Consider the following 20785-nt stretch of genomic DNA (forward strand, 5'->3'; position numbering starts at 1 on the left):
TCTCCGTGGCCGTCCCGCGCCGGGACACACCCGACCGCGTGGCCGTCCCCGCCCGACGCTCGGCGGGTGCCCCGCTGCGCTTCCGGCTGCCGCTCGTCGCGGGCGACTCGCTCGCCGCCGTGCTCTCCACCGCCTTCCTCAGCGAGGAGCAGCGCGACGCCGTCCTGCTCCCGCTGGTCCTCTGCGTGACGATGCTGAACGCGCTCGCCGGCCTCTACCGCCCCGGCCTCGTCCTGTCCGGCCTCGACCAACTGCCCACGCTCGCCGCCCGGATCGCGGTGTCCTGGTGCGCGGTCGCCGCCTTCCTCGCCGCGCTCCTCCCCGACCACACCCTCGGCCTTCCGGCCCTCCTCGCGGGCGGCGCGCTGCAACTGGCCACCGCGTGTGCCTGCCGCTCCTTCGTCCACGGACGCCGCCGCGCCCTGGCCCGCAACCGGCCGCGCTCCACCCTCGTCGTCGGTACGGTCCCGGCGGCGCGGCGTGTGGCCGCGCTCCTCGCCCAGCACCCCGAGTACGGCCTGCGGCCCGTCGGGATCGCCGCGCCCGCGCACGAGGAGGGCGGCGACGGGGGCGCCCTGCCCGTCCTCACCTCCACCGAGGAGATCCACCGCGCCGTCATCCAGAACGGGGTGGCAGAGGCGGTGTTCGTCGACTCCGGTACGGCCTCCGGTACAGGCTCCGGTACGGACCACGGCACCGGCCACGGCACCGATCTCGCCCTCGGTTCCGGCATCGCTTCCCCCGGCGCTTCGGGCACGGACCGCTCCGGCCGCTGGGACCGCCCCGCGCTCGTCGGCCTGTTCCACGAGTACGGCTGCGCCACCTGGTTCGTCGGTACGGGCCCGTGGGAGCCGGCCCTCGCGAACGGCGGCGCCCCGGCCGAGGGTACCGCCGGGTCCGGCCACATGGCCCGGCACGTCTGGGGCTTCGCCGGACGCCGCCTGGAGCCCCCGGCCGCGCGCCGGCGCGGCGCGCTCGCCAAGCGCCTGCTGGACGTGGTCATGACGGCCCCCGTCCTGCTCGCCGTCTCCCCGCTCCTGCTGGCCTGCGCCCTCGCCGTCCGGCTCTGCGACGGACCGGGCGTGCTGTTCCGCCAGGAGCGCGTGGGCCAGGACGGCCGCCCCTTCACCCTGCTCAAGTTCCGTACCCTGCGCGCCGATCCGCACGAGGCCGCCACCCGCTGGAGCGTCGCGGGCGACCACCGGATGAGCGCGGTGGGGAACTTCCTGCGCCGTACGTCGATGGACGAGCTGCCCCAGCTCTGGAACGTCCTGCGCGGTGACATGAGCCTGGTCGGCCCGCGCCCCGAACGCCCCTACTTCGTCGCCAACTTCAGCAAGACGCACCCCGGGTACGCAGCCCGCCACCGGATGCCCGTCGGCATCACCGGTCTCGCGCAGGTGCACGGCCTGCGCGGCGACACCTCCATCGAGGACCGGTCGCGCTTCGACAACCACTACATCGACCACTGGTCGCTGTGGCAGGACGTGTGCATCCTCCTGCGGACCGCCATGTCCCTCGTCCGACCGGCCGGCAGCTGATGACGGCCGCCACCGCGTCCCTCCCGGCGACCGCCGGCCATCGGCGGCCCGCCCGCCCGCCGGCCGATGTCCCCGGCACCCCCCGACGGCCCGGGTCACCGCGGAGGTTCGCGCCCCTCCTCCCCGCGCTCGCCGTCGTCGCGCTGCTCGCCGTACCGGCGGCGCCCGCCGGGGACGGTTCCGCCGGTTCCGGCACCGTGGCCGACGCCGCCTCCGGGCTGCTCGTCCTCTTCTGCCTCGTACGGGTCCTGCGCGACCGGGCCCGCCCCCTGACCCGTACCGCCGCACTGGTCCTCGGACTCCCCGTCCTCGGCGTGTCCGTCGCGTCGATCACCTCCCACGACCCCGCCGCCGGCCTGCCCGGCGTGGCCCGCTACCTCCAGATCTTCGTCCTCGTCCCCGCCGCGCTGCTGCTCCTCCTGCGCGACCGCCGCGACTTCCGGGTCGTCGCCGGGGCCGTCGTCGCCCTCGGGCTGGGGCAGGGCGCCCTCGGGGTCGTGCAGTACCTGACCGGCACCGGCGCCTCGTACATGGGCGAGGACATCCGCGCGGTCGGCACGTTCGGCGCGACGGACGTGATGGGCATGGCGACCGTCGTCGCGTACGCCCTGGTCATCTGCGTCGGGTACGCGCTCGGCGAGGACCGGGACGTGACCGGGAGGCAGCGTGCGGTGGCGCTGGTCTGCGCCGGGCTGCTGTTCTTCCCGCTCGTCCTGTCGTTCAGCCGGGGCGCGTGGATCGCGACCGCCGCCGCCCTCCTCCTCCAGCTGGCGCTCTCCGGAGTACGCCGCGCCACCCTGGTCGTCCTCGCCGCCGCCGCGCTCGGCGTGGTGCTCGTCGGCGGACTCGGCATCGGCTCGCAGATGATCACCGAGCGGCTGAGCAGCATCACCCAGGTCGCCGACGCGCCCGACCAGTCCGTCACCGACCGGTACACGATGTGGGCCGCCGCCACCGACATGTGGCGCGAGCGGCCCGTCACCGGGGTCGGGCTCAAGGGCTTCCCCGCGTACCGCGACAGCCACTCCTCGCTCGCCCTCTCCGCCGCCAGCGACACGGCGGGCGCGGGGGCGGGCTTCCAGCGCCAGCCGCTGCTCTCGCCGCACAACATGTACCTGCTCGTCCTCAGCGAACAGGGGCTGGTGGGCGTGGTCGCGCTCGTCGGCAGCTGGGCGGCGCTGCTGGTGTGCGTGCTGCGCCGGGTGCCCGGCGCCCGCCGCTCCCGGGCCGGCGCGGGACCGGGACTGGTCGCCGGCGGGCTGCTGGTCTGGCAGTTGGTGGACTTCGGGTACGCGGACATCGGCGGCCCCTCGACCGTACTGACCGCGGTGATGCTGGGCCTCGCCGCCTGGTGGGGCCTGAACCGGGCCGCCGTACCGGCGGACGGCCGAGGGCCGCGGGACCACCGGGTGCCGGGCGACGGCCGGCCACCGCAGGACCACCGAGCGAACAGCGGGGCTGCCCAGGCGTGAGCGAGACCAGGCAGTCCCTTCCCGGGATCCCCCCGCAGCCCGGCCCGCCCCGCGCGGCCACCGGGGAGACCGGCGCGAGCGGGACGGGCGGTACGAGCGGGACGAGCGGCACGAAGACCGGCGAGTCCGGCGCGACCGGCGGCGGACTCTTCTCCGGGAAGTTCCTGGCGCGCGCCGCCTTCCTCACCGCCCTGCTGACCGCCGCCGGCGCCCTCCTCGGCCTCCTCCGCGACCAGACCATCGCCCATCTGTACGGCGCCGGCCCCGACACCGACGCCTTCCTCGTCGCCTGGACCGTGCCCGAGGTCGCCTCCACGCTCCTCATCGAGGACGCCATGGCGCTCATCCTCGTCCCGGCGTTCAGCCTCGCGCTCGCCCGCCGCGCCTCCCACCAGGCCCCGGAACCCGATCCCGTACGGGTCCTGATGCGCACGACCCTGCCCCGGCTGTTCCTCGCCCTCACCGCCGGGGCCGCCCTGCTCGTGGCCGCCGCCCCCTGGGTGGTCGCCGCCCTCGCGCCGGGACTGCCCGAGCCGCAGGTCGCCGTCGACTGCACCCGGCTCACCGCCACCTGCGCCTTCTCCTTCGGCCTCGCCGGATACATGAGCGCGGCGCTGCGGGCGCACGGCAGCTTCGTCGCGCCCGCGATGATCTACACCTCGTACAACGTCGGCATCATCACGACGATGCTGCTCCTCAGCGACCGGCTGGGGGTACGGGCCGCCGCCGCCGGAGTCGCGGCGGGCGGCGTCCTGATGGTCCTCGTCCAGGGCCCGGCCCTCTGGCGCAGGCTCAAGGAACGCCGGCCGGTGACCGGGCGGGAGCCCAAGGGCACCCCCCGCGTGCCGCCCGTCGCGCTCGGACTCCTCGCGCCCGTCATCGTGTTCGCGCTCAGCCGCCAGTCCCAGGTCCTCATCGAACGGTTCCTCGCGGCGCCGCTGCCCGCCGGGGCCATCTCGCACCTCAACTACGCGCAGAAGGTCGCGCAGATGCCGATGGTGCTCTCCCTCATGCTCTGCACCGTCACCTTCCCGGTGGTCGCGCGCGCCATGGCGGCGGGGGAGACCGACCGGGCGCGCCGCCGCGTCGAACGGGACCTCGCGATGGCCGGGATCATCGTCCTGGTCGGCGCCGCGACCGTCATCGCCTGCGCGCCGCAGATCATCGAAGTCCTCTTCCAGCGCGGCGCGTTCGACCAGGCGGACACCGCCGCCACGGCGGCCGTGATGCGGGTGTACGCGCTCGGCCTGCTCGGCCACACCCTCGTCGGCGCGCTGGTGCGCTGCTACTTCTCCGCCGCCCGCCCCCTCTGGTTCCCGGCCCTGGCCATGCTGGTCGGCCTCGCCCTCACCACCGTCGCGGGCGCCCTCCTCGTCCAGGTCTGGGGCGTCCTCGGCATCGCCGCCGCCAACGCGCTCGGCATCACCGTCACCGCCGTGCTGCTCCTGCACGGCCTCGCCCGCCACAGCGTGCCCCTCAGGACCCGGTACATGACCGGCGCCCTGGTCAAACTCATCGCCGCCGCAGCGGCCTCGACCGGCTCCGGCTGGCTGTGCGGCGTCCTCGTCCCGTCACCCGTCCTCGGCGCCACGGCCGCGTTCGTGGTGATCGCCGTCGTGTTCCTCGGGATCGCCCGCGCGCTGCGGGCCCCCGAGATCGACACCGTCCTCCGTCCCGTCACACGAAAGCTCGCTCATGCCCGCTGACACAGCGTCCGCAGGCCCCTTGTGGGCAGTCATGTACCACTCGGTCGCCGACCGCACGGACGACCCCTACCAGGTGACGGTCTCGCCCGGACGTCTCGAACGCCAGCTCAGGTGGCTGCGCCGCCGGGGCCTGGCGGGCGTCGGCATGGCGCAGCTGCTCCGCGCCCGCGCCGAGGGCCGGGGCGCCCGGATGGTCGGACTGACCTTCGACGACGGGTACGCCGACTTCAACGAGGCGGCCGTACCGCTGCTCCACCGGTACGGCTTCACCGCCACCGTCTACGTCCTGCCCGGCCGCCTCGGCGGGGAGAACGAGTGGGACAGCCTCGGCCCCCGCAAGCCCCTCCTCACCGCGGACGGCATCCGGCTGGCCGCCGAGGCGGGCATGGAGATCGGCTCGCACGGGCTGCGGCACCTCGACCTCACGGCGGCCGACGACGAGGTACTCGCCGCCGAGACCGCGCAGAGCCGCGCCCTCCTTCAGGACATCACCGGCACCGAGGTGACCGGCTTCTGCTATCCGTACGGGACGGTCGACGAGCGTGTGATCGGGGCCGTACGGCACGCGGGGTACGCGTACGCCGTCGGCATCGACCCCGGCCCGCTCACCGGCCTGTTCGCCCTCCCGCGCATCCACGTCGGCGAGAACGACACCGGCCCGCGCCTGCACCTCAAGTGGCGGCTGCACCGCTGGCGCCGCGAACCGGTCCCGTACACCGCCCCCTACGAGCCCGAGCAGGCCCGCCCATGAGAGTCCTGCACGTCATCACCGGTCTGGGCATCGGGGGCGCCGAGCAGCAACTGCGCCTGATGCTGAGGAAGCTGCCCACCGACAGCGACGTCATCACCCTCACCAACCCGGGGGCGGTCGCGCGCGGCATCGTCGCCGACGGGGTCCGCGTCCGGGACCTCGCGATGACCGGCAACCGCGACGTCGGCGCGCTGCCCCGGCTCACCGGGCTGGTCAGGCGCGGTCAGTACGACCTGGTGCACACCCACCTCTACCGCGCCTGCCTGTACGGGCGGTTCGCGGCGCGACTCGCGGGGGTACGGGCCGTCGTCGCCACCGAACACTCCCTCGGCTCCGCGCAGATCGAGGGCCGCCCGCTGTCCACCGGCGCCCGCGCCCTCTACCTCGCGGGGGAGCGCCTCGGCACCGCCACCGTCGCCGTCTCCGCGACCGTCGCCCGGCGGCTCGAACGCTGGGGCGTACGGCGCGACCGCATCCACGTCGTGCCCAACGGCATCGAGGTGGACCGCTTCGCCTACGACCCCGCCGCCCGCCGTGACGCCCGCGAGCGCCTGGGACTGCCCCAGGACGCCTTTGTGGTCGGCGGCGTCGGCCGGCTGACCGGCGGCAAGCGGTTCGACACGCTGGTGCGGGCCGTCTCCGACCTCCCGGACGCGCGTCTGCTGCTCGTCGGCGAGGGTGCCGAGCAGGTCAGGCTCCAGCGGCTGGCGTACGTACGGGGGGCGGCGGACCGGATCGTGCTGCACGGCGCGTGCCAGGACCCGCCGCCGGACGCCTACACCGGGTCCGGGACCCGCTCGGGCTCCGGCTCCGGCTCTTCGACCCTCGACCCGGCCGACGGGCCCGACCTGCCCGCGCTGCTCGCCGCCATGGACGTCTTCGTCTCCACCTCCCAGGACGAGGCCTTCGGGCTCGCGGTGGTCGAGGCGCTGGCCGCCGGACTGCCCGTCCTGCACGTCACCTGCCCCGCGTTGGAGGACCTTCCCGCCGAAGCGGCCCCGGGGGCACGGCAGATCAGCGGAAACGTTCCCGAACTCATCGCGGAGCTGCGGCAGTTCCAGGACGCGGCCCGGGGGTCCGGCGTCCACCGCCTGCCCGTGCCGGCCGCCGCGCGCCACTACGACATCTCCCACAGTGCCGAACAGCTGATGGCCGTCTACGAGCACGCGCTGCGCGGCCCGGCTCCCACCCGAGAAGTGAGTTGCCCATGACCAAGGAATCGAGTTCTCCGCGCCGCGAGGGCGACAGGACCCCGCCGGCGCCCTCACGGTTCAGGAAGCCGCCGCTGTGGACGCTCGTGCCGGCCGCGGCGGCGCTCGGCGCGCTGGCGGGCTGGGTGTACGGGACGGTCAGCACCCCGCAGTACAGCGCCACCAGTTACGTCCTCGTCGTCCCGACCGAGAAGTCCGACCCGGCGGCGGCCCTCGGCTTCGCCACGGCGTACGGACGGGTCGCCTCGCAGGTCGCGATCCTCGGGGACGCCCAGGTGTGGGCCAGGGTGCCCGCGGCCACCCTCAAGGCCAACGTACGGACGTCGACCTCGCCGGACGCGCCGATGATCTCCGTCACGGCGACCTCGTCCGACGCGTCGGTCGCGGTCAGCATGGCCGACGGGGTGGCCCGCTCCCTCGTCGTCAACGGCGCGCACCTCCAGACCAGCACGAACGTCAAGGTGCTCCAGTTCTCCCGCGCCGTGAAGCCCACCGACCCGGTCTCGCCCTCCGCGCCGCTGGCGGCCCTCGTCGGCGGCAGCGCGGGCGGCCTCCTCGGCGGCCTCGGCCTCCTGGTCAGGCCCAAGCGGCGGCGGACGGCCGCGGCCTACGGGTCCGTACCGAACCCGTCGACCCCGGAATCCCCGTCGCACTCCGCGCAGCCCCAGCCCCAGCCCCAACCGGAAACGGTGTGATGGCCACCCCACCGAAGACACGCACGACGTCCGCGTCCCCCACGACCAGGACCACGGCCCAGGCCCCCGCCACCCCCGCCAGGGTCACCCCCTCCACCACCGTCTCCTCACCCCTCGCCGGGTCCTTCTCCCGCTCGGTGTTCACCACCGAACTGGTCCGGGACGCCGACGGATTCGCCGCCCTCGCCCCCGCCTGGAACGACCTCTACCGCCGCTCCCGCACCGCCACCCCCTTCCAGAGCCACGCCTGGCTCCATTCCTGGTGGCTGTCGTACGGCACCCCGGGCCGCCTGCGCGTCGTCCTGGTCCGCCGGGGCGGGGTCCTGGTCGCCGCCGCCCCGCTGATGCTGATCCACCGCCCCTTCCCCGTACTGATCCAGCTCGGCGGCTCCATCTCCGACTTCTCCGACGTCCTGCTGGACGACAACTGCGCCGACGCCGCGGCCGCCGCCCTCGCGAAGGCCCTCGCCCGCGCGGCCCGTACCGCCGTGATCGACCTGCGGGAGGTACGGCCCGGAGCCGCGGCGGAGCGCGTCCACGCCTGCTGGCCCGGTACGCGCAGGCAGCTGGCCGACTCGCCCTGCCTGGAGCTGCCCGCCGTCCCCATGGACGAGCTGCTCGGCCGCCTCGCCTCCGCCCGCGCCCAGCGCGCCCGCGCCAAGCTGCGCAAGCTCGACGCGCTCGGCATCGAGGAGCGGACCGTGCCCGAGGACGAGATCCCCGGCGCGGTCGAACGGCTCCTGGAACTGCACCGGCTCCAGTGGCAGGGCCGCGGGGTCACCCCCGAACACCTCAGCACCCGCTTCGCCGCGCACCTGACCCGCTCGGTCCGGTCCATGGTCGAGCAGGGCGACGCCATGATCACCGAATTCCGGCTGGCCGGGGAGCTGGTCGCCTCGGACCTGACCCTCATGTCGTCCCAGCTGGCCGGCGGCTATCTCTACGGGGCCGATCCGGTGCTGCGCGCCAAGAAGGTCGACGTGGCCATGATGCTGCTGCGTACGTGCGCGCGGCAGATCAGCGCCAGTGGGCGTACGACGCTGAGCATGCTGCGCGGGAACGAGCCGTACAAACACCACTGGCGCCCGGACACCGTGTGCAACCAGCGGTATCTCCTGGCCAGGAGGTATCTGACGCCGTGGCTGCACCTGCTGGCCGCCCGCGCGGCGGGGCGGGGCCGGGCGGCGGCGCTGGTCAAACGGCTGCGGCGGGGCGGCGACAAGGCCTGACCCGGATACGGTCCGCCGTGCCGCCGCCCCGCCGCCGACGTGCGGGAGACGTCAGGAGTTCTCGCGCTTCCACCAGTCGACCCGGAGGCAGATCTTGCCGCCGAGCCAGGACTCGACCCAGCTGCCGAGGTTCATCGGCGTGCAGCCGTCCGGCGTGGGCGGGACGGGCGGGACGGGCGGGACGGGGATGGTGGGGATGGGGGGGATGGGGGGCGTCGGGACCGGGGGCGTCGGGACCGTCGGGGTGGGCACGGGCGGCGTCGGCACGGTCGGGGTCGGCACCGTGGGGGTCGGTACGGGAGGCGTGGTCGGTACGGGCTCCGGCAGCCGTCCGTACAACATGGAACGGAACACCCTCGACGACTGGGGATTCTCGTCGCACTGCCACACGCCGTGCGGGCAATAGTCGGTGACGGTGTTGTAGAGCGGTTTGTGGGTGTCGATCCACTGGAGCATGCGCCGCATGTAGGTGGGGTTGTCGCCGTTCCGGTAGAGACCCCATTCGGGATAGGAGACGACCTTTTTGTGCTCGGCGGCGAAGTCGACGTGCTGTCGCAGGCCGTACGGCTCATTCACCTGCTCGTCGAAGGTCCGGCCGGGCGGCTGGTCGTACGAATCCATTCCGATGATGTCCACGACGTCGTCGCCCGGATAGCACTCGGTCCACGGAACGGCGTCCCTGCCCCGGTTCGGCGCCCAGTCGAAACGGAACTTCTGGCCGGGCACCGCGCGCATCGTGGTGACGATGTTCTTCCAGTACTTCTTCCACGACTCGGGGTCGGGCCCGCAGCGGTGGGTGTACGTGGTGCCGTTCATCTCCCAGCCGAGCACGATCACCGTGTCGGGGACTCCGAGCGCGACGAGCCGTTCCGCGAGGGCCCTGAAGTGGCCGTCGTAGCTTCCCCAGGCGCCTTTGCGCAGCTCACGCCGTACGAGACCGTCGGGGACGCGGTCCTCGTTGCGCTCCAGCATCGGGACGTTGAGGACGAACAGCCGGTCGGACCCGGCCTTGCGCCACTCCGCCCAGTCCTCCAGGAAGCTGGGGCTGCCCTCGATGTTGGACCAGACGTCGCCGGGGAGGTAGGTGTGCCCGACGCGCAGTTCCGTACCGCCGAGCCATTTCTGCATCTCGGCGATGCGCCGCACCCCGCGCGGCCCGTAGTCGAGATAGGCGCCGAACGCGGGCGCCGGGGCCTGGGGCGGTTTCGGGTCCGGCGGGTCCACCGGTCCCGTCGTGGCGGTCGGCAACGGAAGCCCCGCGCCTGTGGCAAGAAGGCCTGCCGTGACCGCACCCAGACAGGTGCTCGCCAGCCGTCGACGTCGGGACATGTCCGCTCCTCGTGATCGAGCCTCAGCTTCCATTGCTCAGCTTCTGGTTCAAAAGTATTTCTAATAAGCCAATGGGGAACCCGGGTTGGCTTTCCAGTAGCCCGTTCGTGCATTTGATCCCCCGCATGGGTTACCGAAATGCAGAACACGGCAGCGCGGAGCACGGAATGGCAGGGCGGAGCACGGCATGGCAGGGAACGATCGGGAAGGAACGTTCCTGCTGGGGAGGGAGCGGACGGCGCGTCAGCTGGTCGCGCGCGGTGGCGGGTCCTGCTGCGTCATCGATCGCCGGACGGGTTCGAGGAGGCGCCGTCCGGCGATGGACGACTGGCCCTGCGGGCCATCAGCACTGGCCTCAGACGCGGGCCTTCGCGGTGCTGCGGCGGTAGAGGATCCCGCCGCCGAGCAGCAGGCCGGCGCTCATCGCGGCGGCGGCGAGGAGGTGGTCGCTGCCGGTCTCGGCGAGCTGCGGGGCCTCGGCGCGGGGCGGGGCGGCGGGGTGGTACTGCGCGGGGACCACCGGCGGGGCGGCGTGGTGCGGGACGGGCGTGTTCGGGGTGTGCGGGGTGTGCCGCGGGGGCGTGAGGGGCGTGTTCGGGACCACGGAGCCGTCGTCGACGGGCGGCTTGACGGGGGGCACGTGGCGGACGGGGGGCGGGGGCGCCACGGTGCCGTTGCCGCAGTTGTTGCCGAAGGCCGGGTTGAGGAGGCCCACGATGTCCGCGGTGTTGCCGCAGGCGTTCAGGGCCAGCTCGACGGGGGCTTCGAGGAGGTTGCCCGCCAGCACACCGGGGGATCCGACGGCGGCGCCGTTGGCGTGGGTGGAACTGGCCGCCTGGTGGTGCGGGCGGGGGGAGACGGGCGCCTCGTGGACGGCGGGCCCGGGCTGGGGGCGCGAGGCGGGGGCGGGCGCGTGAGGCGCCGCGTGGGCGGGAGCCGGGGCCGCGTGGGCCGGCGCGGGTGCGGGCGGTGCGGGTCGGGCGTGGGCCGATGCCGGAGCGGCGTGGGCGGGCCTCGGGGCCGCGTGGGACGGGGCGTGGTGGTTCTCGTGCGCCTGCGGGCGGGGCGCCGGGGCGGGCGCCGGGGCCTGCGGAGCGTACTGCCGGTACGTCTCATGGGCGGAGGAGTGCGCGGAACCGGACGTGTTCCCGCAGGTGTTGCCGAAGGACGGGTTGAGCACGCCCACCGGGTCCACGGTGTTGCCGCAGATGTTGACCGGGACCTCCAGCGGCGCCTGGATGGAATTGCCCGAGAGCACACCGGGTGATCCGACGGCCGCCCCGTCGGCCTCGGCCGCTACGGCGTAGCCGCCCGTCATGGACAGGACGCTCGACGCCGCAGCGGCGGTGAGCAGTCCTTTGCTGATGAGGTCTCGCATCTGGTTCTCCTCCTGCTGGCGGATTCGGCAAGCAGTTGTCGCGGGTGGAACAGGTCCCAACTGAGGCCGGTCCCCGAGCACGTGTCGCACGCGCTCGGGGACCGGCCGGAAAAGCAGCCCCCGAGGGGGCGTCCGTGCAACGTCAGGCGTTGACGCAGACGTTGCCGAAGGCCGGGTTCAGCAGGCCGACGACGTCGATGCTGTTGCCGCACAGGTTGAGGGGGATGTGGATGGGCACCTGAATGACGTTGCCGGACAGGACACCCGGGGAACCGATGGCGGCACCCTCGGCGCCCGCGTCGGCGACGGCGGGGGCGGCGGCACCGACGGCCAGGAACAGCCCCGCGACGATGGTTGCGGCCTTCTTGCACTTCATCTTGAGCCCTTTCCGCAGCGGAGAAAACGTCCGCACGACTGTCGTGGCACGCGAGCCTCGTAAAGCCGGCTCATACGTCCGCTGCTGGAACTCCAACGAGCCCGGCCGATTCGAGGAAACTGGCCCCTTTTCGGCTTTCTCGGGTTCACCCGACTGCCGCGTCCGGAGGTTTCGTTTCTGCGCCGGAATCGCGTATGCGGAGGGCCTGCGGGCTCTCCTGACGGCCTTTGCCGACACGGGTAGCGACACGGGCCGGCCGGGGCGTCGGTGCCCCGGCCGGCCCGTCGGCCGGGACCAGGGTCCCGGCGATGGCGCGTACGGCGGATCAGCTGTTGCCGACGCCGTTGCCCGAGAGGACCGGGATGTCGTCCAGGATGTGCGACAGCGGCTCGTCGCCCTTCGCCTGGGTGGAGTTCTCGGCGCACTGCTGGTTCTGCGGCGAGGCCAGGACGTTGACGTCCTGGACGGCGACCGGCACGAGAACACCGACGAGCGCACCGGCGTTGACCTTGACCGGCAGGCCGACGCAGAGCTTGTTCAGCGAGCTCTGGACCAGCTCACCCTGCGGGCTCATGTCGCCCTTGGTCGAGTTGTTCCCGAACGCCGAGCCGGCGCCGTTGCCGCTCGCGGAGGTCGTGCCGTGGTCGTTGCCGACCGCGAGCGCCGTGGGCGCCGCCGCGGCGGAGACGCCGACTACGGAGGCGGCGACGGCGGCGCCGGCCATGATCTTCTTGATCACGAGAGTGTCCTTTTCTCAAAGAAATTCAGGTCGACCGGGTCGGGCAGGTCGAGCGTGTCGAGCGACCTGCACAACCGCCTCCCAGGTGTTTGGTTGCGGTGCTTCACTCGATCGGCTTGTTGAACGCCGGTAATAGGCCGTTGGAGTGAAGTGAAAGAACTAAACCGACGATGCGAAGTTGCTCAGTGCGCCCCGGAGACTTTGGGGCATCCGTCAGAAGGGGACTCATCGTGATCAAGAAGGTTCTGGCCGGCGCCGCTGTCGCCGCCTCCGTCGTGGGCATCTCCGCCACGGCCGCCCCGCAGGCGCTGGCCGTCGGCAACGACCACGGCACCACGTCCGCCAGTGGCAACTTCGCCAGCCAGCAGTACGGCAACTCCGCGACGTACGGGAACATGAGCCCGCAGATGGCGCTCATCCAGGGCTCGCTCAACAAGCCCTGCATCGGTCTGCCCGCGAAGCTGAACCTCGGCTCCCTCGTGGGCGCCGTCCCGATCGCGGTCCAGGACGTCAACATCCTGTCCTCGCCGCAGAACCAGCAGTGTGTCGAGAACTCGACGCAGGCCAAGGGCGACGAGCCGCTGTCGCACCTCCTCAGCGACATCCCGATCCTGTCCGGGAACGGCGCGGGCAACAGCTGACACGTCGACAGCTGAGACGACAGCTGAGACGCCGGCCGAGCGATCGGCCGAGGGCCGGACCCCCGCTGAACCCCGCGGCGGTCCGGCCCTTTCGCGCCCGCTCACGGTTTCCCCCCGTTCCCGCTCACATCGGTGGTGCCGCGCTCGTGTCCAGACGATCCCGCGTCCGCTTCACCCTCCGGGCCGTGGCCCTGACCGTGCTCGTCGGCACGGGCCTCGGCTGCGCCCCGTCCGCCGTACCGCGGGTCGAACGGACAGACGTCTTCGGCAGTCTCGACAACCGCCCCGAGGCCGGTCCCGGGATGAACATCCTGCTGGTGGGCACGGACGGCCGGGAGACCGTCACACCGTACGAGAAACGTGTGTACCGGATGGGCGGGATCGCCTGCGACTGTACGGACACGATGATGCTCGTCCATGTCTCGGGCAGCCGTGACCGCGTCAGTGTCGTCAGCCTGCCGAGGGATTCGTACGCGCGGATCCCCGCCCACCGCGACCGCCGCGACGGACGGCCGCGCCCGGAGCGTGCCGCCAAGCTGAACGCGGCCTACCAGCAGGGCGGCCCGGCGCTCGCCGTACGGACGGTGGAGCGGATGACCGGCGTCCACATCGACCGCTATCTGCAACTCACCTTCCGCAGCTTCATCAACACCGTCGACACGCTGGGCGGGGTCGGCATCTGTACGACACGCCACCTCAAGGATCCGTCGACCGCGCTGGACCTGGCGCCGGGCACGTCGGAGGCGAAGGGGAGCCGGGCCCTTCAGTACGTACGGTCCAGGAAGGTCGACCGGACGGCCGACTTCGGCCGGATCCAGCGGCAGCAGCGGTTCCTGGTCGGGGTGTTGCGGCGGATGGCCCGCGACGACACGGCGCGGGACCCGTCCCGGATGAAGGCGCTGGTCGCGGCGCTGCTGGGTGGATCAGGCGCCGTACGGGTCGACCGCGGCTTCTCGGCGGCGGAGCTGCTGACGCTGGCGCTCCAGCTGCGCGATCTGCCCCCGGCGGCGACGGAGTTCGCGACCGTACCGGTCAGCGGGTTCAGGAAGCGCATCCCCGGCGTCGGCGAGACGCTCCAGTGGGACACCCGCAAGTCCCGGTCCGTCTTCGCCGCCCTGCGCGCCGACGAGCCCCTCGGGGCCGCGGGCCTGGACGCCCCGCCGCCCGGCACCTGGCACGAGAGCGAGTACGTCCCGGTGTCGGGCGTGGCTCTGGACTGCGGCTAAACAGAAAAGTCGTTGGGCCGTTCGGGGGAATGCCCGAAACTATCCGCCCCGTGGCGAGTTGAGTAATTCGGTACTCCACCGGTGGAGTCCGACTTTCCGGAAAGGCATTTAAATGAACAAGCTGTGGGCAACCGCTGCTGTAGCGGCATCGCTCGTCGGGGCCTCGGCCGCCGTCGCGTCGCCGGCCCTGGCCGTCGGGAACGACACGGGCACGACGTCGTTCAGTGGTAACGGTGCCGAGCAGGCCTTCGGTAACTCCGCGACCCACGGGGACATGAGCCCGCAGCTCAGCCTCGTCCAGGGTTCGCTGAACAAGCCCTGCATCGGCCTGCCCGCCAAGGTCAACGCCGGTTCGCTCATCGGCCTCGTCCCGATCGCGGTCCAGGACATCAACGTCCTGTCCTCGCCGCAGAACCAGCAGTGCACCGAGAACTCGACCCAGGCGAAGGGCGACGAGCCGCTGTCGCACATCCTGGACGACATCCCGGTCCTGTCCGGCAACGGCGTCGGCAACAACTAATCGCCCCGAAGGCCCGGCCCGGCGTCCTGACGCCGGGCCGGGCCTTCGCGCTGTCCGGGGTCCGTGGGCTTTCGCCTTCCCCTCCGCCTTCCCCTCGGCTCACACCAGGCAGAACTCATTCCCCTCAGGATCTGCCATCACCACGTGATCGGGCCGACCCTGGAGTTCGTCCTGGCGGATGACCGTGGCGCCGGCGGCCGTCAGGCGCTCCACCGCCGCCGTCACCCGGGGCCAGCGGATCTCCCAGGGGGTCTCACGGCCGCCGCCGACCTGGACGTCCAGGTGGAGCCGGTTCTTCGCGACCTTCGCCTCCGGCACCTGGAGGAAGGAGATGCTGGGTCCCACTCCGTCCGGGTCGGACAGGTAGGCACCCTCGTCCCACTCCTCCTCCGGCACGCCGTGGTGCGCGAACCACTCCTCCCAGCTCGCGAACCCCGTGGGCGGCGGCTTCTCGTCGTACCCGAGCGCCAGCGCCCAGAACCGCGCCAGTTCGGCCGGGTGCGCGCAGTCGATGGTCAAGGTCCACTTGGTGGCCATGAGGCTTCCTGTCCGTTCGGCTCCAGTGCCCCGGACCCTACCGCCGTCTCCGACGAGCACGGACCTGGACAGGTCCGGGCCGAGTGGGATCCGATGGCCGGGACGAAGGCGCGGGACATCGCGCCCCTGGCCGACATCCTCACCGCCAATGGCGCGGCGGCGCGGGCGGCGCGGCGAGAGGCGTTCGGGGGCTGACCCGGGCGCTCTTTCTCACTCGGCGGGGGCGGACTTGATCGGCATGGCGAGGGTGGTGAGGTCACCTCGGGCGGCGGAGCGGAGGGTGACGGGTTGGTCGTCCCCTCTCAGGTCGAGCATGACGTCGGGGCCGATGGCGGTGCTCACGGCGGGGTAGAGCGTGGTCAGTTCGAAGGAGATGCGGAGTGGGGGGCCGGTGGTGGTGGCCGGGAGGGGGTGGTGGGCGTGTCCGTCGTCCACCGCGTCCGCTGAGAGGACGTTCACTTCGTGGGAGGCGATGTGCAGCGCCAGGCGCTCGCCGGGGTGTTCTTCCAGGGCTCGCAGGAGCAGTTCCTTCGAGACCGTCGTACGGGTGGTGATCTCGCCCAGCGAGGCGAGCATCTGGCGGTGGTCGGGGAACTCCTCGGTCAGCAACCGGCAATGCCGGTCCTCCCGGCCGGCCACGCGGAGCCAGATCCCGTACGGCACCGCTTCGAGTCGCACCAGCGCGCTGCGGCGGATCTCGCCGACGGCGGCGCGCAGTTCGTCGCCGTTGACCGTGCCGGTCCAGTTCCGCGTCGGTGGTTCGGCCGGCACCAGGGTTCGGGTGGAGAGCCGGTAACGGTCGGTCGCGGTCAGAGTGATCGCGTCATGACTCACCTCGATGTGCAGACCGCCGAGAACCGGCATCCCGGGCTCGTGGGCGGTCGCGGTGAGGACCTGCTCGACGGCATCCGCGAGTACGGGACCCTTCATCGCCGTCATCGTGAGACCTGGCGCCTTGCCGAGCGCGGACTTGATGACGGCGGCCTTACGGTGTGCCGCCGCCGCGTCTTCGACGACTCTCGACACATGCTCGTCGAGCAGCCGGGACGCCTCGTCGGCCCCGGAACCGAGTACCGCCTCGATGCCGGCGAGGGGCATGGCGATCTCCCGGAGCCGGCGCAGCGCGGTGGCGCGTGCCACCTGGTCGGCGCTGTAGTAGCGGTAACCCGAGACCGGGTCGATTTCGGCGGGGGGCAGCAGCCCGGAGTCGGCGTAGAACCGCAGCGCGCTGGAGGTCAGACCACTGCGCTGGGCAAAGAACCCGATCGGCATCAACTCAGAATTAGGCACCGCGCCATCATTGAGCTTCAACCAACTCGAAGGTCAACGCGCCGTCGTGAGGGTTCCTGTCAGTTTGGGTCGGTGACGAGGGTGAGGAAGGCCGTCCAGGCGGCGGGGGTGAGCATGAGGGTGGGGCCGGTGGGGTTTTTGCTGTCCCGGACCGGGACGGTGTGGTGGGTTGCCGCGTAGGTGGGGGACCACTCGATGCAGTTGCCGCCGTCGCCGCCGCTGTATGTGCTCTTGACCCACTCGTGGTTGCTGATCATGCGGGGTGCTCCTCCGAGATCCTGTGGACAGGGCGCGTTGCGGGGAGTGGCTGGTACTACTGGTTCATGCAGGAAGAGACAGCGCGGGCCGCGATCGACACGTTCATTTCCGCCTTCAACGCCTTGGAGGACAGCTATGTGACGGCTCTGCTCTCCCAGGCACTCACGTCGGACGTGGTCTTCTGGGGGCCGTTGGGCCGCAGTGAGGGGATCGAGGCCGTCGAGCGGTTCGTACTGGACGTCCGGAAGCACCCGGCGGGGCCCGGTTCGATGGTGCGCTGTTCGGCGGTGGACATGCCGGACGAGTGGGCCCGTTACCAGTGGGTCTTCGCCACGCCTGACGGAGGCCCCCGCCTGGCGGGAACCGACGTCGTCCATCTACGGCGGAGCCTTATCGACCAGATCATCGTGTTCGCCGGAGAGACCGAACCGTCCACCGCGTGAGGGGTGTTGGCGGAGGCCGCGCGCATCTGGGCCGCGCGGCCCCTCACCTGTCGGTCAGTTTCCGTCCGTCACGAGGGACAGCAGGGCTGTCCAGGCTGTGGCGGAGACCATGAGGGTGGGGCCGGTGGGGTTCTTGCTGTCCCGCACCGGGACGGTGTGGTGCGTTGCCGCGTAGGTGGGGGACCACTCGACGCAGTCGCCGCCTTCGCCGCCGCTGTATGTGCTCTTGACCCATTGGTGGATGGTGGTCATTTGGCGTGATCCTCCGTGATCTTGCGGATGAGGGCCAGCGAGTCGTCCGGTGAGAGAGCCGCTGCACGAAGCCGGTCGTACGTGGCTTGCGCGCTTTCCACAGCTGCCACCGAGTCGGTTACGTGGCCGAGTCCCCTTGCCTCCGAGTACATGACGGGTGCCGCGTCGGGCAGCGTTAGTAGGATAAAGGGAAGGCTGGAAGCCGGGGCACCCGCCGTGAACGGGAGCACCTGCACTGTGACATGAGGTGTTGTGGCCTGCGTGGCCAAGTGCCTCAGTTGGTCGGCCATGGTGGTACGACCGCCGACCACGGTGTGAAGCACACTCTCGTGGAGGATGACCCACAGCAGAGGCGGCTCCGCGCGTTCCATCACCTCGCGGCGGTGCAGGCGCGCTTGCACGCGAGAGCTGATTTGCTCGTCGTCCTCGCGGGGATGCGTCGCCCGGAAGGTGGCCTCTGCGTAAGCCGGTGTCTGCAACAACCCCGGGATGAAGGCGTTGGAATAGTTCGAGATTGTCTTCGCCGCCTGCTCCAGCTTCACGTACGGGATGAACCAGCCCGGATGTCCGCGCTCGCTCACCCGCCGCCTCAGCCGGCCGAAGCTGCCGGGCGTTCCGAAGACCCGGTCACACGCGTCCGCGAACTGCTGCGACGCCAGCAGCGTGCCGCTCTCGACCTTTGACACGTACGGGCGCTTGTAGTGCGTCGCGTCGGCCAGTTGTTCCTGGGTCATTCCCGCGAACTCCCTCGCGTGCCTGACCTCGTTTCCGAAGAACGCCGCTCCGTCCTGCGGTTCGGCGGATTCCTCGACGGCGGCCTCGCTCATTCGTTCAACTCCTCTGTGTTCCCGGTGGTTTGGAACCCCATTTCCGCTGTTCAGCGTAGGGGGTGGTGGTCATGCTGGGAGGCGGAATCATTCAGATGCACTCGGAGAGAGGAACCAGGAATGGCGGAGGTACGCGCCGACGAGGACGAGTTGGCGGCGTTAATCGAGCAGGGTGGGTTCTGGCGGATCACACCGGACTGGGTTCCCGGGGAATTCGCGCCGCCGACAAGGGATTTGGTGGAGCGCGTGGCGCTCGGGCTGAGGCGGTCGGTCGATGGCGGGCAGTGAGGCGCGGCGGTTTCTGTCCCGGCTCGTGGACGCGTTCGGGGTGGACGGGGCGCTGGTGGTGTGGACGGCCGGGGACGGGGGAGAGCCGGAGGCCGGTGCCGAAGGGGCGGATCTCGCGCCCGGGTCGGGGCTTCGGTGGCCGGCCTGTGAATGCGGGCATTCCTTGTGTCCGGACAACAAGCCCGCCGCATCCCCGGCCCAGGAACTCAGCGCGCGGGTGGCCGAGCGGAACAAGTGGAGCAGGCAGGGGCGTCCGTGAATGGGTCCTCGGGAATTCGGATCCGTCGACAAAAAGAAGCCCCGGGCCGCCGCTGGGGGCGGCCCGAGGCCTGTCGCGCCTTTTGTGGGGGACGTACGGGTCAGGAGAGCGCGCCGTCGTAGTCGGGGAGCTTGAACGTCTTCTCCGCGTGGCCGCCCACGAAGTCGGAGGTGTTGTTGCCTATGTTGGCGATGATCGTGTAGCCGCGGCTTTCGATGTCGGCTCTCTTCGCCGCCTTGTACGTGCCCGCGTCGCCGAAGAGGTCGCCGATGCTGCGCTCGTACAGACCGGTGACGGGATAGCCGACGGACGTCAGGTTCGGCTTGGTCACCCAGCCGATGAAGTCCGGGCGCGCGGTGATGAAGAAGACCGCCACGCCGTGGGCGTCGGCGTAGCGGGCCAGGTCGAGGGTGGGGGCGACGGCGGGCGAGGGCGGGAAGGGGGAGAAGTAGGTCTCCAGGGAGGTGTTGTCGATGTCCAGGACGATCGCCTGCCTTTCGCCGGTGCCGTCGGCGATGCGCTGTTCGAGGTACGGGCGGGCCTCGTCCGTCACCTTGCGTACGTTGGCCTGCCAGGTGGCGTAGTCGACGGCGGCGGCGGTCGCGGCGGCGGGTGCCGGGGCCGGTGTGGACGCCTGGGCGTCCGTCGCGCCGGCCAGTGCGACGAGGGTGGCCGTCGCGACGGCGGCGCCAAGTCGGCGGCCTCGCACAGTCGTTGACATGGTTCCTCCACGGTGTCCGGGCCCGGGGTGCGGGCGCCGAGTTCGTTGTCGATCTCGACCTAAGCCGAAAAGTGTGGGGTTGGGGGCGTGGCGTGCGAAGTTGGCCGGTGAACGTTTGGTGACATGAACACATCCGGTCTGTCGGTTCCGTCGCCCCGGGTGGCCTGGGCCGGTTCGGTACTGTGCCGGGGTGCTGACCGTGACAAGCGTGAACGTGAATGGCCTCCGCGCCGCCGCCAAGAAGGGGTTCGTGGAGTGGCTCGCCGGGACCTCCGCCGAGGTGGTGTGCCTCCAGGAGGTACGGGCCGAGCCGGAGCAGCTGCCCGCCGGCGTACGGGAGCCGGCGGGCTGGCACACCGTGCACGCGCCGGCCGCGGCGAAGGGCCGGGCGGGGGTGTCGCTGTACACGCGGCGGGAGCCGGAACGTACCCGGATCGGCTTCGGCAGCGCGGAGTTCGACACGAGCGGGCGGTACGTGGAGGTCGATCTGCCCGGGGTGACGGTGGCCAGCCTCTATCTGCCCTCGGGCGAGGTGGGGACCGTACGGCAGGACGAGAAGTACCGGTTCATGGACGAGTTCCTCGTCCACCTGGAGCAGCTGCGGAAGCGGGCGGCGGCGGACGGGCGCGAGGTGCTGGTCTGCGGCGACTGGAACATCGCCCACACCCCGGCAGACCTCAAGAACTGGAAGGCCAACGCCAAGTCCTCCGGGTTCCTCCCCGAGGAACGCGCCTGGCTGACCCGGGTCTTCGACGAGGTCGGGTACGTGGACGTCGTACGGGCCCAGCACCCGGACCAGGAGGGCCCGTACTCCTGGTGGTCGTACCGCGGCCGCGCCTTCGACAACGACACGGGCTGGCGCATCGACCTCCACGCGGCGACCCCCGGCCTGGCGGAGCGCACGGTGAAGGCGTACGTGGAGCGCGCGGCGACACACGGGGAGCGCTGGAGCGACCACGCCCCGGTGACGGTGGTCTTCGACCTCTAGGGCCTGTCCGGCGGGAACGGACGACGGGGGCGTCGACCGGTACGAGCCGGTCGACGCCCCCGGCCGCTTCCGGCCTTGCCGGGTCGTTGACACAACTCGCCGGCCTGG

The 20785-nt window shown here is 71.8% G+C and carries 24 protein-coding genes; 14 read left to right on the plus strand and 10 right to left on the minus strand.

The annotated features are described in order from the left end of the window. Positions 1–38 precede the first annotated feature (38 nt). The 7 genes from OG349_RS21680 to OG349_RS21710 are packed head-to-tail and all read left to right on the plus strand — an operon-like array spanning position 39 to position 8605. Complete coding sequence (locus tag OG349_RS21680; protein ID WP_327236182.1) at positions 39–1541, plus strand: sugar transferase; 1503 nt, start codon at positions 39–41, stop codon at positions 1539–1541. Next, complete coding sequence (locus OG349_RS21685) at positions 1541–3013, plus strand: O-antigen ligase family protein (RefSeq protein ID WP_327236183.1); 1473 nt, start codon at positions 1541–1543, stop codon at positions 3011–3013. Before OG349_RS21680 ends, OG349_RS21685 begins: the two co-directional genes overlap by 1 nt. Next, positions 3010–4719 carry a murein biosynthesis integral membrane protein MurJ gene (gene murJ, locus OG349_RS21690; RefSeq protein WP_327236184.1) on the plus strand — a complete coding sequence of 570 codons (1710 nt, stop codon included), beginning with the start codon at positions 3010–3012 and terminating at the stop codon, positions 4717–4719. Before OG349_RS21685 ends, murJ begins: the two co-directional genes overlap by 4 nt. Further along, complete coding sequence (locus tag OG349_RS21695) at positions 4709–5470, plus strand: polysaccharide deacetylase family protein (RefSeq protein ID WP_327236185.1); 762 nt, start codon at positions 4709–4711, stop codon at positions 5468–5470. The genes murJ and OG349_RS21695 overlap by 11 nt, the downstream gene beginning before the upstream one ends. Then, the gene (locus tag OG349_RS21700) at positions 5467–6681 is read left to right on the plus strand and encodes a glycosyltransferase (RefSeq protein WP_327236186.1); all 1215 of its coding nucleotides are present in this window, start codon (positions 5467–5469) and stop codon (positions 6679–6681) included. The genes OG349_RS21695 and OG349_RS21700 overlap by 4 nt, the downstream gene beginning before the upstream one ends. Next, complete coding sequence (locus tag OG349_RS21705; RefSeq protein WP_327236187.1) at positions 6678–7376, plus strand: lipopolysaccharide biosynthesis protein; 699 nt, start codon at positions 6678–6680, stop codon at positions 7374–7376. The genes OG349_RS21700 and OG349_RS21705 overlap by 4 nt, the downstream gene beginning before the upstream one ends. Beyond that, complete coding sequence (locus tag OG349_RS21710) at positions 7376–8605, plus strand: GNAT family N-acetyltransferase (protein WP_327236188.1); 1230 nt, start codon at positions 7376–7378, stop codon at positions 8603–8605. The genes OG349_RS21705 and OG349_RS21710 overlap by 1 nt, the downstream gene beginning before the upstream one ends. A gap of 51 nt (positions 8606–8656) precedes the next feature. On the opposite strand, the gene OG349_RS21715 is transcribed toward OG349_RS21710, so the two are convergent. The 4 genes from OG349_RS21715 to OG349_RS21730 form a co-directional block, all read right to left on the minus strand. Continuing rightward, positions 8657–9934: a glycoside hydrolase family 26 protein gene (locus OG349_RS21715; protein ID WP_327236189.1), complete on the minus strand. Its 1278-nt coding sequence runs from the start codon at positions 9932–9934 to the stop codon at positions 8657–8659. Between the two features lie 355 nt (positions 9935–10289). Then, entirely contained in the window at positions 10290–11312 is a 1023-nt protein-coding gene (locus OG349_RS21720; protein WP_327236190.1) for a chaplin, read from the minus strand. A gap of 142 nt (positions 11313–11454) precedes the next feature. Then, entirely contained in the window at positions 11455–11688 is a 234-nt protein-coding gene (locus tag OG349_RS21725; RefSeq protein ID WP_327236191.1) for a chaplin, read from the minus strand. A 325-nt stretch (positions 11689–12013) separates the two neighbouring features. Beyond that, positions 12014–12424: a rodlin gene (locus tag OG349_RS21730; protein ID WP_327238658.1), complete on the minus strand. Its 411-nt coding sequence runs from the start codon at positions 12422–12424 to the stop codon at positions 12014–12016. 233 nt (positions 12425–12657) lie between these two features. On the opposite strand from OG349_RS21730, the gene OG349_RS21735 reads away from it, so the two are divergent. The 3 genes from OG349_RS21735 (at position 12658) to OG349_RS21745 (ending at position 14814) form a co-directional block, all read left to right on the plus strand. Continuing rightward, positions 12658–13068, plus strand: a complete 411-nt coding sequence (locus OG349_RS21735) for a rodlin (protein WP_327236192.1) — start codon at positions 12658–12660, stop codon at positions 13066–13068. A 146-nt stretch (positions 13069–13214) separates the two neighbouring features. After that, on the plus strand, positions 13215–14294 hold the full coding sequence (locus tag OG349_RS21740; RefSeq protein ID WP_327236193.1) for an LCP family protein: 1080 nt from the start codon (positions 13215–13217) through the stop codon (positions 14292–14294). 112 nt (positions 14295–14406) lie between these two features. Next, complete coding sequence (locus OG349_RS21745; RefSeq protein ID WP_327236194.1) at positions 14407–14814, plus strand: rodlin; 408 nt, start codon at positions 14407–14409, stop codon at positions 14812–14814. Positions 14815–14913: 99 nt separating this feature from the next. On the opposite strand, the gene OG349_RS21750 is transcribed toward OG349_RS21745, so the two are convergent. From OG349_RS21750 to OG349_RS21760, 3 genes are all read right to left on the minus strand, one after another. Next, positions 14914–15351, minus strand: a complete 438-nt coding sequence (locus tag OG349_RS21750; protein ID WP_327236195.1) for a VOC family protein — start codon at positions 15349–15351, stop codon at positions 14914–14916. Positions 15352–15561: 210 nt separating this feature from the next. After that, a complete protein-coding gene (locus OG349_RS21755) occupies positions 15562–16641 on the minus strand; it encodes a DNA polymerase III subunit beta family protein (RefSeq protein ID WP_327236196.1) in 1080 nt (359 codons plus the stop codon). Positions 16642–16700: 59 nt separating this feature from the next. Then, on the minus strand, positions 16701–16898 hold the full coding sequence (locus OG349_RS21760) for a DUF397 domain-containing protein (protein ID WP_327236197.1): 198 nt from the start codon (positions 16896–16898) through the stop codon (positions 16701–16703). A 66-nt stretch (positions 16899–16964) separates the two neighbouring features. Here OG349_RS21760 and OG349_RS21765 point away from each other — a divergent pair, with 66 nt between their 5' ends. Beyond that, the gene (locus tag OG349_RS21765) at positions 16965–17342 is read left to right on the plus strand and encodes a nuclear transport factor 2 family protein (RefSeq protein WP_327236198.1); all 378 of its coding nucleotides are present in this window, start codon (positions 16965–16967) and stop codon (positions 17340–17342) included. Positions 17343–17396: 54 nt separating this feature from the next. Here the strand turns inward: OG349_RS21765 and OG349_RS21770 are convergent, their stop codons facing one another. Together OG349_RS21770 and OG349_RS21775 are read right to left on the minus strand one after the other, a co-directional pair. Further along, on the minus strand, positions 17397–17594 hold the full coding sequence (locus OG349_RS21770; RefSeq protein WP_327236199.1) for a DUF397 domain-containing protein: 198 nt from the start codon (positions 17592–17594) through the stop codon (positions 17397–17399). Beyond that, positions 17591–18421, minus strand: a complete 831-nt coding sequence (locus OG349_RS21775) for a helix-turn-helix domain-containing protein (protein WP_327236200.1) — start codon at positions 18419–18421, stop codon at positions 17591–17593. The genes OG349_RS21770 and OG349_RS21775 overlap by 4 nt, the downstream gene beginning before the upstream one ends. Positions 18422–18541: 120 nt before the next feature. Between OG349_RS21775 and OG349_RS21780 the strand changes: the two genes are divergently transcribed. Further along, positions 18542–18709, plus strand: a complete 168-nt coding sequence (locus tag OG349_RS21780) for a hypothetical protein (RefSeq protein ID WP_327236201.1) — start codon at positions 18542–18544, stop codon at positions 18707–18709. Beyond that, positions 18696–18968, plus strand: a complete 273-nt coding sequence (locus OG349_RS21785) for a hypothetical protein (protein WP_327236202.1) — start codon at positions 18696–18698, stop codon at positions 18966–18968. The genes OG349_RS21780 and OG349_RS21785 overlap by 14 nt, the downstream gene beginning before the upstream one ends. A gap of 100 nt (positions 18969–19068) precedes the next feature. Here OG349_RS21785 and OG349_RS21790 read toward each other — a convergent pair whose 3' ends face one another. Beyond that, positions 19069–19689 (minus strand): HAD family acid phosphatase, encoded by a 621-nt coding sequence (locus tag OG349_RS21790; RefSeq protein WP_327236203.1) that lies wholly within the window; start codon positions 19687–19689, stop codon positions 19069–19071. A 190-nt stretch (positions 19690–19879) separates the two neighbouring features. On the opposite strand from OG349_RS21790, the gene OG349_RS21795 reads away from it, so the two are divergent. Continuing rightward, complete coding sequence (locus OG349_RS21795; RefSeq protein WP_327236204.1) at positions 19880–20677, plus strand: exodeoxyribonuclease III; 798 nt, start codon at positions 19880–19882, stop codon at positions 20675–20677. Positions 20678–20785: the final 108 nt, after the last annotated feature.

The sequence above is a fragment of the Streptomyces sp. NBC_01317 genome (assembly GCF_035961655.1).
Taxonomy (GTDB): Bacteria; Actinomycetota; Actinomycetes; order Streptomycetales; family Streptomycetaceae; genus Streptomyces.